The following is a 12,130-nucleotide window of genomic DNA, read 5'->3' as shown; positions in this document are numbered from 1 at the left end:
TTCTCCTTCCCTTTCTACTAAAAACAACGAAAAATTTCTCAATATTCAATTAATCACTTATTATAGCATAATTGATTTTTTTGCACTATTATGTAGCCTTTTTATTCCAGAATCTTTTTTTCATACTGATTCTAGTAATTAACCGTTTATTCACAGAGCGAAACTTCTTTTTTATTTTTCAAATTCCTCCAGTTTTTCACCCCTTACAAGTATTTATTCAAGAAGAAGGAACTCCATGCATGGACAATCGCCTTAAGGAAAAAAGAGGAAAAATTACACCTCTATATTTTAATTTAACTCTGTCGATATATGTATTAGCTTCAGGAATTTATCTTACTTAAAAGGAGAATATACATTGAAACTGCTTAAGAACTTATCTATTACAAAGAAGCTGTTCATTATCATCTTAGTAAGTGCTCTTGCACTCGGATCAGTCGGCTTTTTAGGATTAAATTATATCCGTGTCATGGCAAAGGACACAGAGATTATGTACAAGGAGAATTTACTGCCAGTAACAGACATGCTGCAGATCAGGATAAATACAAGGGCGAGCAGCGCATATACATTAGAATTGCTGCTGACGACTGACGAAAGCAAAAATAAAGAATTGCACGAGGAAATTACTTCTGCTTGGGAAGAAATTGATGCACTTGTTGCGGAAATTGAGAGCGGAAACTTAATGTCTGATGAACAAAAACTGCTCGAGCAGTTTAAAGAACAAGTCACTGCATTATCTGCCGCAAGAGATAAGGTTGTCGAATTGGCCCTTGCCAACAAAAATGAAGAAGGCTATGACCTTTACTTAAAAGAAGTAGAACCAAACAGAGCGAAGGTTAATAATACGCTTAAAGAACTTGCAAACACAAAAACACAGTATGCAGAAAATATTTACAGCAAAAGCAAAGATAGCTTAAAAACAGTTACGATTTTTGTTGCTGCAGTCATCATTGTCGGCTTACTGCTGCTAATCGGATTAAGTATTCTGATTGGACGAATGATTATCAATCCTGTGAAGGAAGTAAAAGAGCTTCTTTCTCTTGCTGAAAACGGAGATTTCACAGTAAAAGGCAGTTATCAATCACGTGATGAGATTGGTCAGCTGTCAGAGTCCTTTAATCATATGACATCAAAGCTGCAATCTGTATTCAGCACTGTATATGATTCTTCTCAGCAGGTTGCAGCCGCTTCAGAGGAATTAAGTGCTAGCGCGGAGGAAAACAGCAAAGCAAGCGAGCATATAACTCTTACTGTACAAGAGCTTTCCGCTGGAACAGACAAACAAGTAGATAAGGTGGAAGACAGTGCACATATTATCAGTGACATAACAGCTTATACGAAAACAATTGCTGATAACACGGAAAAAATAACAAAAGATGTTCTGCACGCATCTCAAGTGTCTACTGAAGGAAACGAAGCAATTGCAGAAGTTAACACACAAATGAATTCTATTTATGCAAATGTTAACAGCTTATCAGAAGCTGTCAGAAGCTTGAAGGAACGTTCAAATGAAATTGGAGAAATCACAAATGTTATCACTGGCATTTCAGCGCAAACAAATCTGTTGGCATTAAACGCTGCCATTGAGGCGGCTAGAGCTGGTGAGCACGGCAAAGGCTTCGCTGTTGTCGCAGATGAAGTCAGAAAGCTTGCAGAGGAATCAACTAATTCAACAGAACAAATTTCAAAATTGATTCAATTAATTCAAAAGGATACTGAGCATACATTGGAAACAATGGAAAGAGCATCTCACGAGGTTCATTCAGGACTGAATGTTGTTCATTCTGCCGGCACCTCTTTCCAAAAAATCGAAACTGCCGTAAATAGTGTTGTATCCCAAATTGAAGATATATCAGAAGCCTTGAATAAGCTTGCAAAAGGAACCGAAACTGTCCATGCATCGATATTTGATGTAAGTGGTGTCGCGAAAGATTCAGCTGCCATCACCCAAAATATCTCTGCTGCTACACAGGAACAGCTTGCTTCTATGGAAGAAATCACTTCTTCGTCCCAGGCACTTGCTCTTTTAGCAGATGATCTGCAAACAATCATTAAGCAGTTTAAAATATAAAAAACATGTCCCGAGCTTATTGCTTCGGGACATGTTTTTTATTTTCATGGTCAAGCAGCCATTCCTTCCTCCATAACCCACCTGCATATCCGGTTAAACTTCCGTTGCTGCCGATAATCCGGTGACAAGGGATAACAATACATAGCTTATTTCTGCCATTTGCACTGCCGACAGCCCTGATTGCTTTTTCATTGCCGATACTGACGGCAATTTCTTTATAGGAACCCGTATTTCCGTAGGAAATGTCCATTAATGCTGTCCACACATTTTTTTGAAAATTAGTTCCCTCTATAATGTAGGGAAAACTAAATGTTTCAAGCTCGCCATTAAAATACTGATCAAGCTGCTCATAGCAGTCTGTTAATGGTTTCGGTTTGTCCTCTGTCAGCGGATATTGCAAGCTGTCTCTTTCTGTAAACAAAACAGAATATACTCCAGCCTTTGTACCTGTTATTTCGATAAGGCCGATTGGCGATTGATAGTCGATAATAAACCTTTCATTCATATAATTGCCTCCCAACAACTATTCTAGGAATTATTTTTTAAATCATGAAGTAAGTTTGGGATCTCACCTAAATCCGTCACTGTATAATCAGCAATTCCCCCGCTCCACTGCGCATTTTCTTTCCATACACTCACCATGCCAACATGACTAGCTGCAGCAATATCATTTTGCGGATGATCACCGACGAATATACTTTGATTAGAAGCTGTATCCATTCTTTGCAGTGCACGCAAAAAAATGGCAGGATCAGGTTTTCTTACACCTTCCCATTCTGATATCAATATAGCATCAAAATAGCCTCTTATACGTAATGCCTCTATATTTCCCATTTGGAACTTACCAAATCCGTTTGTAATTATTCCAAGTCTATACCCTGCTGCTGCCAGCTCTTCCAGCATTTCTTTTACATTAGGAAAAGGAACACAGCTGTAGGAAAACTCATCTAAATAGTCTTGCAGCAGTTCCTGTGAGGTAATGCCAGTCAGGCAAAATTCTTCAACAAGCTGCCTGTATACTTTATCTTTCCACACATACCCTTTCGCATCCAATACGATGAATCTATTAATATACGTATCTTTCGGTATATGTCCTGTCCACTTTTTCAATCTTTCATATTGCCGGTCAGCAAAGCGAAGGACTGATTCGTCTCTATTCAATAAAGTTCCGTCTAAATCAAACAAAACAGCTTTTATCATGAAGCATTTAGCTCCTTCCTTTTCTTCCATTATAGACTACTGCTTTATCCTATTGTAAAACAATAAAAAACTGGCTGAATTAATTTCAACCAGTTTTTTTGTATTAACTATTACTTCCACACGTCTTTAGAAATTTCCACAACATGGCGCAGTTTGTCCCATTGCTGCTCTTCTGTAAGCAGGTTGCCTTCCTCTGTTGAAGCAAAGCCGCACTGCGGGCTTAAAGCTAATTGATTTAAGTCAACATATTGAGACGCTTCCTCAATTCGGCGCTTAATGACATCCTTGCTTTCTAGTTCGCCAAATTTAGATGTAATCAATCCTAATACAATGTTTAAGTCAGGTCTGTTCACATAGCGAAGCGGTTCAAATCCTCCAGAACGGTCATTGTCGTATTCAAGGAAGAATCCATCGATATTCAGATGGCCGAACAATTTTTCTGCAACCGGCTCATAGCCTCCAGAAGAAATCCATGTGGAACGGAAATTCCCGCGGCAAATATGCATAGTCACTTTAAAATCATCTGGACGGTCAGAAACTGCTGCATTTAATGTTTCTAAATATTTTCTGCTTAAATAGTCAGGATCCAATCCTTTTGCGCGAAGCTGTTCCTTCTGTTCTTCTGAGCATAGATAAGCCCATGATGTATCATCAAGCTGTATGTAACGGCAGCCGGCATCATAAAATGCTTGCAGTCCTTTTTTATAAGTTTGCGCAAGATCTGCAAAAAACTCATCCTGGTCCGGATAGACAGCACTGTCCACCTCACCGCGGAAATGCAGCATGCTTGGACTTGGGATTGTCATTTTTGCTGTATGATCACCTGCTGCTTGCTGCAAGAATTTAAAATCCTCCAAAAATGGATGTTTGTCAAACCCAAGCTTGCTAGTAACTTTAATAGAACGTGATTTTGTTTGTTTCTGTTTAAATTGAATGCCTGATCCTGCTTGATAGCCTGTCACGCCTTGAAGGTCCTCAAGGAAATCGAAATGCCACCATGCTCTGCGGAATTCACCGTCTGTTACAGCTTGCAAGCCAACTTCCTTTTGCTTTTCCACAATTCTTGCAATCTCTGTATCTTCTATTTCTCTTAATTGCTCAGCTGTAATTTCATCAGCAGCTCTTTGGAGACGAGCCTGCTTGATTGCCTCCGATCTAAGTAAGCTTCCTACTTGATCTGCACGAAATGGTGCTTTTTTCTGTGTTGATTTATCAATCGTTTGCATGTACTTTCCCTCTTTTCCCTTTGTCCTCATTATTGTCTGTATATTAGCATAATTAAAAGGGTATAGAGTAACTGATAAAAGTAATCGTCCGTTATAACTAAAAGCTATATCACTTATTCGCATAAAAATCTACGAATGTTTTAAGCTCCTCTAAATAAAGATTAGCAATCCGGCTAAGTCTCGTTTTTTTATGAACAATCCATCCGACAGAAATTGTTTCCTCTTCAGCAAGGGGAACCGATACAATATCAGATCCATTTAAATCAGAGCTTAATATACCAGTAGAAATCGTATATCCGTTTAAGCCAATCAGCAAGTTAAACAATGTCGCTCTGTCACTCACCTGTATCGATTTCTTTCTTGGAATCGTGCTGAATATTTCCTCCGCATAATAAAAGGAATTGAACTCTCCCTGTTCAAAGGACAGACGAGGAAATGCTTCTAAATCCCCGAGCGTTACAGATGACTTTTCCGCAAGAGGATTTTGGGCACTCACAAAAATATGGGGCCCTGCCTCAAAAAGAGAATGGAAATCAAGCCCTTCCTGTTCTAGCATTTGCAGCATGACCTTTTCATTAAAGGAGCTTACATACAGAATGCCAATTTCACTGCGGAAGTTTTTAACATCCTCAATAATTTCATATGTCCGCGTTTCTCTCAACGTAAATTGATATTCATCTGCACCATGTTTTTTAATCATTTCGACAAATGCATTGACAGCAAATGCATAATGCTGTGTGGAAACAGAGAACAGCTGCTGAGAAGGTGCGCTGTTAAAATATCTGCGCTCTAACAGCTCCGACTGCTCCACTACTTGACGGGCATAACCGAGAAACTCAGCCCCGTTTTTTGATAAGGTTATTCCTTTTGAGGTCCGCAGAAATATCTCAAAACCGAGCTCCTTTTCCAGCTCCTTAACTGCCTTTGACAAACTCGGCTGTGACATGTATAAACGTCTTGCCGCTTCATTTATTGAACCGCACAGTACAATTTCCACCACATATTTCAATTGCTGGAGTGTCATGAAAAGTTCCTCCCTTTATGTCTTATCTAGAATTCTTTTTATACCATAACCAAGGCAAAAAGCATGCCAACGTCAGGCTCCATTTCCCGCGGTCCCCTTAAGTCCTTAAGCACTCGATCCTCCCTTGACTAATTTCTTAGAAATTAATTTTATACATAATATCATATTTTTATTGCTAGTATAAGAGGATTAAGATACTATCATATAGGGATTGGAAGTATATTAGAAAATAATAACTATTTTTCCCAATAAATACGCTAATTCTAATGTACCATTCAAAGGAGAATCTTTATGAAGTCAATCATGAAAGCTGCTATAGCAGCAGGTCTGCTTTTTACCTTCACACTTAGTACGGTTAACGAGGCAGAAGCTGCCACAAAAGTAGTTACCTATAAAAACTGCACAGAGCTCAACAAAAAATACAAGGGCGGAGTGGCCCGTGCTGCCAATGTGAAAAATAAAGGCGGGAAAACAAAATACAAGCCATACGTTTCTAAAGCTCTTTATGATGCCAACAAAAAAAGCGACAGAGATAAAGATTTGATTGCTTGCGAACGTTAAATGATAAAAACCAGAACTATTTCGAATTGTTCTGGTTTTTTCCTGTGATCGCTTAAAGAGACTGTAAAAATCACGTTTCTAATAACATAACCTTTTCATTCCTTAATTGGTAAAATCATCTTTCCGTTTATATCTTTGTATGAGGGGAAAAGGATGGACATAGATGTTTATTCGATTTTTCAAGGAGGGAATAAAAATGGCAAAAAGTATTGTAGCTGTTTACGAGACTCCAGAAGAGACCATTAACGCAATTGAAAGACTGACGAATAAAGGATATGTTGCAGAGGATTTTTCTGTCGTGACGAACAGAACAGATACTGATTATTTGGAAGCTAATACTGACGCAAGCATTGCATCTGGTGATACAAATGAATCCGCTGGTTTTTTTGAGAAATTGAAAAGCTATTTTACAATGGAAGACCTTGGTTTCGGAACAAATGAAAATACGAAAGCAGCAAACTTGGATATTCCGGCAGCAGAGCTTGATCAATTTTCCACTGAACTGGAACAAGGAAAATTCTTGCTGGCAGTTGAAAAAGAGGCAAAAGAGTTTAATGCTAATATCTCTACCGACTATCCAGAAATGCCCCCATTAAATGGGAAAGAACAGGGGATGAATATTTCCCTTGGACCTAATGAAGACTATGAACGTAGAAATCCCGTATTTCAAGATACACCAGATACACCGATTTTAGAAAGGCGCGGCGAAGGAACTACAAACAGGGATGCGGCGGATGAAGTTATTCTTGATAAACGTTCCTTCCCCCGCAATGAACACTTAACAAAAGAATAACGAAGGCGCCGGATTTGACAAAACAAATCCGGCGCTTTTTTAGATATTTTCTTGCTTTAATCCATCAATGATGTTTTCCTTTTTAACCTTACTAGTAGAGTACATCATGGCAGAAGCTACAATGACAAAAATAGCAACAATTGAATAGAGAATACTCAACCATGGCAAAGCAAAGCCGTACTCGAATGTCTGTCTGATAGACATATATAAAAGCACCATAACACCAATACTGATTGGCAGACCGTAAAGCAATGCTTTCATCCCATAAAACATGCTTTCATATTGCAACATTTTGTTAAAGCCTTTCGGTGTCATTCCGACAGACCGAAGCATGGCAAATTCCCGTTTTCTTAAATTTATGCTTGTGCTGATAGTATTAAAGATATTCGCTACTGAAATAAGCGAGATGAGGATGATAAAACCGTACGTGAAAACAGATATAAACAACAGCAACTGTTCGTTCTTCTCCTTGTTTTGGAAAACATTATAAACATACATATCTGCTTGTATAATGTCCTCTAGTTCTTTCTGTGTTGCAAGTGGATCAGAGCTGTTCAAATAAAGTGATGTCTCGATAAAATCCTTCATCTGCTCGTTCTTTGAGAGATCGGTTAACGTCTTGTCTGAGACGATAATATCAATGCCGCCTACTCCTGTTGTATGAATACCACGGGGGAGCTTATTCGTCATACCAGCAATCTGTACCTCACTAACTTTTGATTCTTCCTCCCCATCGTTATAGTACAACTCCAGATTTTCTCCTTCTTTTGCATGAACCGTTTTCGTTTCTACAAACTTTCCAGTATCAGGGTTTTGATAAGTAATTTGATTTACTAGAATTCCCGTATAGGAATCTTCTGCTTGAAGCTTTTCTAAGGAAACACCAGCTTCCTTTGCATAACTTTGGAAGCTTTTATCATCAAGACTGACAAGATGGACGGCATAAGCTAACTTTCCGTCTGTAAGAAGACTCTTGTCCTCTTTTACCATTTCCTTCAGTTCAGCTGCAATTTTGGATTCATCAATCATCGTGCTTAAAGCATACAGCTCTCTTGTAATTGTACTGTCTGTGACATACGCAAGCTTCGTTAAGGGCAGATAATCACTCGGTTCCTTTTGTAGCGAACTAAATACTTGGATGTCAAAATTAACATTTTCCTGTGACATCTGAACTGATTTTTTTATATTCGATGTAAAAAACGACACAGACAAAAACAGTACAATACTGATTATTAATGAAAAGACAGTGGCATGATATCTGCGTTTATGCCGCTTTAAATTCTTCAGGCCTATTTCTCCTTCTATTCCAAACAACCTTCTAATGAGCCTGGATGTTTTCACTGCTTTACCTGTTAGCTTCACATCCTGTGTTTGGCGAATCGCATCAATAGCAGAAATCTTAGAGGCCCTGCGAGCAGGCAAATAGACTGATATAAAAATAGTAAACGCAGACAGTGCTACAGCTGCTAATATAGAATAAGGTGTAACGACCAGCTTCAATTTCACTGTAACGTTTAAAGCCCCTTCAATGAACGAATTTAGGAATAGGAATGTTGCACCTATACCAGCAATTCCCGCCAGAACCCCAATTGGGATACTGATTGCTCCTATCACTGCACCTTCAAAAAACACAGCATTTCTTTTTTGTTTTTTTGTTGCTCCCACACTTGAAAGCATCCCTAAGTGCCTTGCCCGCTCTGACACGCTGATTGCGAATGCATTATAGATTAATGCAACAGAACCAATAATAATAACAGCAATGATGACGGCAGCTGTACCAAAAAATGTTGTTCGTAAGCTGTCATTATCTGTTATACCATAGTAGCGCAGCAATTCTTCATTATAGGTGATTTTGTCTATATTTAACCTTTTCGCAAGTGCCTCTGCATCATCGAAAAGAGAGCTTGTTACTTTATTTAAAACGATAACTGCATTTGCTTTATCATTTTTGGCAAGTGAAGTAAAATCGATATAACTTATCGCAGTATAGCCTGGCTCCCATGTATACGCCCAGGTCGGGTCTTCCATGATGCCAACAACCGTAAAGGACTTTTCAGTAGTATTTATTACACCTTCCGTCCGCTTTCCCTGCTCATCCATAAGAATGCTAAACTGCTGTGTCAACTCCTTGGCGCCTTGCTCATTCCCGATTTCAGCTCTTTGGCCAATGTCTGCTGTAAGTTTGTCTCCAATTTTATAGGATAATTCCGCCTTATCTGTCATACTCTTTGAAAGGATAATTTCATTAGGATTTTCAGGAAGGCGCCCTTCACTAAGTTTTATATGAAAAGCTTTAAAACCGGCTTCATTAAATGCCTTATAAAAAATATATGGCTTGTATGCGTTTGTGGGGTTTTTTATTTCCGAGTATCCTAAATCCTTTGAAAGGAAAAGCTTGTTCGTAGTGTCATCCTTTTCTATTTCCGTTATTTGGGTCTGATTAACATCCTCATATTTCAAATGCCATTCCCCGTCCTGAGAAATGGACTGGCGGATAATCAAGTCGAGAAAGGAAACACCAAGTGTTGCGACCGCCATTATCATTGCCGTGGAAATAATGACACCAATAAGAGTAACAATCGTACGCCGCTTATTCTCCTTTAAATGTCTTATTGTAAGCTTTTGAATAATATTCACGGACGAATCACCTCATCCTTGGCGACCTTTCCATCTTCAATCGCAATGACTCTGTCTGCCTGCAAGGCAATCCTTTCATCGTGAGTAATGACAATCAAGGTTTGATTAAACGTTTTATTGAACATCTTCAATAATTCCATTATTTCCTTGCTGTTTGTGCTGTCCAGATTTCCTGTAGGCTCATCTGCCAGTACAATAGCTGGATTACTGATAAGAGCACGACCGATGGAAACACGCTGCTGCTGACCTCCTGATAACTGGTTTGGCAGGTGCTTGAGGCGGTCCTTAAGGCCAAGAACCCGGATGATATCCTCCAATTTATTGTCGTCCACTTGATGCTCATCCAGCAATAAGGGCAATGTAATGTTTTCTTCAACAGTCAAAATCGGAATCAGATTATAGAATTGATAGATAAGACCAATTTGCCTTCTTCTGAAAATCGCCAAGTTCGTTTCGTTTAATCCATATATATCGGTTCCATCAACTAATACTCTTCCGCTTGTTGGTCTGTCTACGCCGCCAAGGAGATGAAGCAATGTTGATTTACCTGAACCAGATGGGCCAATTATTACAACGAATTCTCCCTTTTTTACAGTAAAAGACACATCATCAAGTGCCTTCACCTCCGTATCTCCTTTTCCGTACACTTTAGACAGATTTTCTATTTTTAAGATTTCCATATTCAGTACCCCTTTCATATGTTGATTTATTGCTAGTTTATCTGCCTAAAATGACATAGCGGTGACTAGGAAAGTGACAATTTAGTCACTTAACGCTTTTTGTGGATTGCTTATAAAATTTAATAGTAAATGTTGTGCCCTTGCCTTCTTTACTTGATACCTCTATATCTCCGTTTTGCGCCGAAATGATACTGTATGACATGGCAAGACCAATCCCAACACTATCTTCGCCGGCATTAGCTCCTCTATAAAAACGCTTAAATATGTAGGGAAGATCCTTTTTTGGTATGCCCTTCCCATTATCATAAATGGATATTTCAGTAAACAGAGCATTCTCCATAAAGGAAATAGCAATTTCCCCGCCTTCTGCCGTATGTTCAACCCCGTTTTTCAAGATATTTAGAAGTGCTTCTGCCGTCCAATTTAAATCTCCCTGAAAGCTCACATCCTTTTTGCCTGAAAGCTTTAATGTCTGCTGCTTAATATCCATAGGAATCAGAACAGCTTCAGCAGCTTTCTCAAGCATTTGTACAACAGATACCTTTTCTTGCTTAAAGGAAATAGAACCGGCATCTATTTTGGACAGCTTTAATAAAGAGGATACGAGCCAGTCAATCCGCTCAAGCTGAATACGAATATTTCTTGTAAACTCATTTCGTTTTTCCTCGTCTAAGTTTTTACTGCTTAATAAATCTGCCATAACCATCATCGAGGTTAATGGTGTCTTTAATTGATGGGAAATATCCGAAATGGCATCTGTCAATGTTGACTTATCTTTTTTTAAGGAAGAGCCTTGCTGGGAGAGCATTAATGTGACTTTATATATCTCACTTTTTAAAATGCTCAGCTCTCCTTCATGATTATCTCTTATGTCAAACTGGTAGTCTCCATTCGTTATTCTACGCAAATAGCTACTTAGACGGGCGATTTCCCGGTAGCGCCAATAGGTAAACACAGCCTGGACACTTATGAAAAGCAGACTAACTGCAAATACATAAATCGCGGCAGCTCGAGAAATAAACAAATAGAAAAATATAGTAGACATCAGAGCTATGGCAGAAAGGATCAGTAAGTTAATAAGCAATTCTCGGTTGCGAAGCATTTAATCACCAACCTTGTATCCTAAGCCTCGAACTGTTTTAATAAGTTCCGGCTTTTGTGGATCATCCTCTAGCTTTTCTCTCAGTCTTTTAATATAGACCGTCAATGTGTTGTCATTGACAAAGTCCCCGGCTACATCCCAAATCCTTTCAAGCAGCTGAGATCTTGTCAGCACTTGGCCGGCATGATTAGCCAATATTAGGAGTAACCGGTATTCTAACGCAGTCACTAATACTTCTTCCCCACTTTTGTATACCTTGCCTTCCAATGTATTAATAGAAATAGGATTAATATCAATAACAGGCTTTGTTTGTGCATGCTTGTTATATCTGCGTAACACCGATTTAATTCTAGAAAGTAATTCACGAACGCGAAAAGGCTTTGTTATGTAATCATCTGCTCCCATATCCAGTCCCATAACTACATTCACTTCATCATCTAATGCTGTTAAAAAAATAACAGGCTTGTCACAGCGCTGTTTTACGAATTCACATAGTTCATAGCCGCTGCCATCTGGCAATGACAAATCAAAGATACATAAATCTATTTGGTCCAGACCATCTTGCATTGTTTGTTTGGCCGTTTCTGCAGTATGACAAACAATTGTTTCGTAATTGTCTTGATTTAAACTGTATTCAAGGCCAACTGCGATTGTTCTATCATCTTCCACTAATAAAATTTTCAATTTATACACATCCCTTGCCAAAATACGCCATAACCTCCTATTATCTTAGTTGATGCTGACAGTTTTAGTCAAAGAAGACTATTAGGAGGAAATATTCACATAACTGGTTGCATTGACACATCCAGTACCCTACAATACTTTATAGAGGCAGTTTT

11 protein-coding genes are annotated in these 12,130 nt (G+C 38.7%); 3 read left to right on the top strand and 8 right to left on the bottom strand.

Features of this window, described 5'->3' with window-relative positions; all coding sequences use genetic code 11:
* Positions 1–355: 355 nt before the first annotated feature.
* Positions 356–2,068 carry a methyl-accepting chemotaxis protein gene (locus MKX82_RS05585; protein ID WP_233317092.1) on the top strand — a complete coding sequence of 571 codons (1,713 nt, stop codon included), beginning with the start codon at positions 356–358 and terminating at the stop codon, positions 2,066–2,068.
* 16 nt (positions 2,069–2,084) lie between these two features.
* Here the strand turns inward: MKX82_RS05585 and MKX82_RS05580 are convergent, their stop codons facing one another.
* The 4 genes from MKX82_RS05580 to MKX82_RS05565 all read right to left on the bottom strand — a co-directional run bounded on the left by MKX82_RS05580 (position 2,085) and on the right by MKX82_RS05565 (position 5,518).
* Positions 2,085–2,573 (bottom strand): methylated-DNA--[protein]-cysteine S-methyltransferase, encoded by a 489-nt coding sequence (locus MKX82_RS05580; RefSeq protein WP_341075585.1) that lies wholly within the window; start codon positions 2,571–2,573, stop codon positions 2,085–2,087.
* A gap of 23 nt (positions 2,574–2,596) precedes the next feature.
* Positions 2,597–3,298 carry an HAD family hydrolase gene (locus MKX82_RS05575; protein WP_341075582.1) on the bottom strand — a complete coding sequence of 234 codons (702 nt, stop codon included), beginning with the start codon at positions 3,296–3,298 and terminating at the stop codon, positions 2,597–2,599.
* A gap of 80 nt (positions 3,299–3,378) precedes the next feature.
* A complete protein-coding gene (locus MKX82_RS05570; protein ID WP_233317095.1) occupies positions 3,379–4,494 on the bottom strand; it encodes a 5-methyltetrahydropteroyltriglutamate--homocysteine S-methyltransferase in 1,116 nt (371 codons plus the stop codon).
* Positions 4,495–4,603: 109 nt separating this feature from the next.
* A complete protein-coding gene (locus tag MKX82_RS05565) occupies positions 4,604–5,518 on the bottom strand; it encodes a LysR family transcriptional regulator (protein ID WP_341075577.1) in 915 nt (304 codons plus the stop codon).
* A gap of 303 nt (positions 5,519–5,821) precedes the next feature.
* Here MKX82_RS05565 and MKX82_RS05560 point away from each other — a divergent pair, with 303 nt between their 5' ends.
* A complete protein-coding gene (locus tag MKX82_RS05560; protein WP_233317184.1) occupies positions 5,822–6,079 on the top strand; it encodes an excalibur calcium-binding domain-containing protein in 258 nt (85 codons plus the stop codon).
* Positions 6,080–6,275: 196 nt separating this feature from the next.
* Positions 6,276–6,872, top strand: a complete 597-nt coding sequence (locus MKX82_RS05555; RefSeq protein WP_233317097.1) for a general stress protein — start codon at positions 6,276–6,278, stop codon at positions 6,870–6,872.
* Between the two features lie 39 nt (positions 6,873–6,911).
* On the opposite strand, the gene MKX82_RS05550 is transcribed toward MKX82_RS05555, so the two are convergent.
* The 4 genes from MKX82_RS05550 to MKX82_RS05535 all read right to left on the bottom strand — a co-directional run bounded on the left by MKX82_RS05550 (position 6,912) and on the right by MKX82_RS05535 (position 11,975).
* Positions 6,912–9,509, bottom strand: a complete 2,598-nt coding sequence (locus MKX82_RS05550; RefSeq protein ID WP_233317098.1) for an ABC transporter permease — start codon at positions 9,507–9,509, stop codon at positions 6,912–6,914.
* Positions 9,506–10,189 carry an ABC transporter ATP-binding protein gene (locus tag MKX82_RS05545; protein WP_233317099.1) on the bottom strand — a complete coding sequence of 228 codons (684 nt, stop codon included), beginning with the start codon at positions 10,187–10,189 and terminating at the stop codon, positions 9,506–9,508. Before MKX82_RS05545 ends, MKX82_RS05550 begins: the two co-directional genes overlap by 4 nt.
* A gap of 85 nt (positions 10,190–10,274) precedes the next feature.
* Positions 10,275–11,291, bottom strand: a complete 1,017-nt coding sequence (locus MKX82_RS05540) for a sensor histidine kinase (protein ID WP_233317100.1) — start codon at positions 11,289–11,291, stop codon at positions 10,275–10,277.
* The gene (locus MKX82_RS05535) at positions 11,292–11,975 is read right to left on the bottom strand and encodes a response regulator transcription factor (protein ID WP_233317101.1); all 684 of its coding nucleotides are present in this window, start codon (positions 11,973–11,975) and stop codon (positions 11,292–11,294) included.
* Between the last annotated feature and the right edge of the window lie 155 nt (positions 11,976–12,130).

Source organism: Niallia sp. FSL R7-0271, assembly GCF_038005785.1.
Lineage (GTDB): Bacteria > Bacillota > Bacilli > Bacillales > Cytobacillaceae > Niallia.
The sequence above is the reverse complement of the archived record's forward strand: the minus strand, read 5'-3'. Positions and strand labels throughout refer to the sequence as shown.